The organism is Vibrio sp. Vb1026, from assembly GCF_033338745.1.
Lineage (GTDB): Bacteria > Pseudomonadota > Gammaproteobacteria > Enterobacterales > Vibrionaceae > Vibrio > Vibrio alginolyticus.
This window is the reverse complement of the sequence record NZ_JAWOTH010000092.1, coordinates 1-1,359: the sequence shown is the minus strand read 5'-3', so window position 1 is coordinate 1,359 and position 1,359 is coordinate 1. Positions and strand designations below refer to the sequence as shown.

Genomic DNA, 1,359 nt, shown 5'->3' with positions numbered 1-1,359 from the left:
CAGACCACGTCACGTTCAAGCGCTAAAGTTCTTAAAAAGACCAACCTAAACGAAAAGGGTCTGACTATTTAGTCAGACCCTTTTACTATTTTTTAGTACGTTGCGTTAATTGTCTTCGACAACTAATGATGTTTCTGATCATGGATGGGCTATTACCCAGATACACAACATGCCCTTCTTCCTCAACGACCGCGGGTACCACTTTTAAGCCTTTCATATCTGCGCCATTTTCGACCAGTTTACCCTCTAGCTCATATAAATCCTGCATATCATCGACTCAGTTAACTCACCATTTGCGCGGAATCCTATCGCTCTGAAAGCAAAAATATCATGATCAAGATCACAAAAACCACACTAAACAACTATAAAAATGGAATTGAGATCACTCAAAAATGCAATCTATAAACCCAAGTTTTCTGTGCTACTGAGTAACATTTATAAAATTAATAACTCATAGATACACTGATAAAAATGTTTGTTGGAAATAGTCTTGGCTGGAGAGAAACCTTCGAAAAGTTCAGTCATTTCACTGCGTATTAACCTTTCAAATGGAATCAGTGACAGCGCTCTTAATCCCACTTCTTGACATCACTCAGGTATTCAACAATCTGGTGGCTAATTCTCAATTACACCATCGCATTTGGAAATTCTTCTTAGCGTTGGGCATACTTCTGGCTTCATTTTAGTTGTAGATATTAACCATGACGTCATTAAGCCAGTTTGAGCCGCTGTTTTTGGAATTTATGCAGCAAGAGATGCAAGTTGATGCGGCCCATGATATTGAACACGTAAAACGCGTGGTCAAAACAGCGAAACAGCTCTGCGACGAAGAAAATGCAGACATAGCCATTGTGTTACCAGCGGCCTATTTGCATGACTGTTTCACCTACCCGAAAGATCATCCAAATCGCAAGCAAAGCTCTGCAATTGCAGCCAAAAAAGCCATCGCGTATTTAGAGAGTATTCAATACCCTCAGCACTACCATGATGCCATCGCTCATGCGATAGAGGCGCACAGCTTTAGCGCCAACATCAGGCCAAACACGTTGGAAGCACAAATCGTCCAAGATGCTGATCGTCTGGACGCTTTAGGCGCAATTGGTGTTACGCGATGCATTCAAGTCAGCACTCATTTCAACGCTCAGCTTTACAACGATAACGACATGTTTGCTAAAGAGCGCGAACTCAACGACAAGCAATTCACCGTAGATCATTTCCAAACCAAGTTGTTTAAAATTGTCGACACCATGAACACGCAGTCTGCAAAACTTGAAGCCAATAAACGGAAAGCCTTTATGCAAACGTACCTAAAACAGTTATACGATGAGGTAACCGCGTAAATGTCTGAAAGCTATACGC

At 41.5% G+C, this 1,359-nt stretch carries 2 protein-coding genes; one reads left to right on the top strand and one right to left on the bottom strand.

The genetic code is table 11. The annotated features are described in order from the left end of the window. Positions 1-85 precede the first annotated feature (85 nt). Complete coding sequence (locus R7E47_RS24400) at positions 86-268, bottom strand: hypothetical protein (RefSeq protein WP_318085270.1); 183 nt, start codon at positions 266-268, stop codon at positions 86-88. A gap of 433 nt (positions 269-701) precedes the next feature. Between R7E47_RS24400 and R7E47_RS24395 the strand changes: the two genes are divergently transcribed. Next, on the top strand, positions 702-1,340 hold the full coding sequence (locus R7E47_RS24395; RefSeq protein ID WP_318085268.1) for an HD domain-containing protein: 639 nt from the start codon (positions 702-704) through the stop codon (positions 1,338-1,340). The last annotated feature ends 19 nt before the right edge of the window (positions 1,341-1,359 follow it).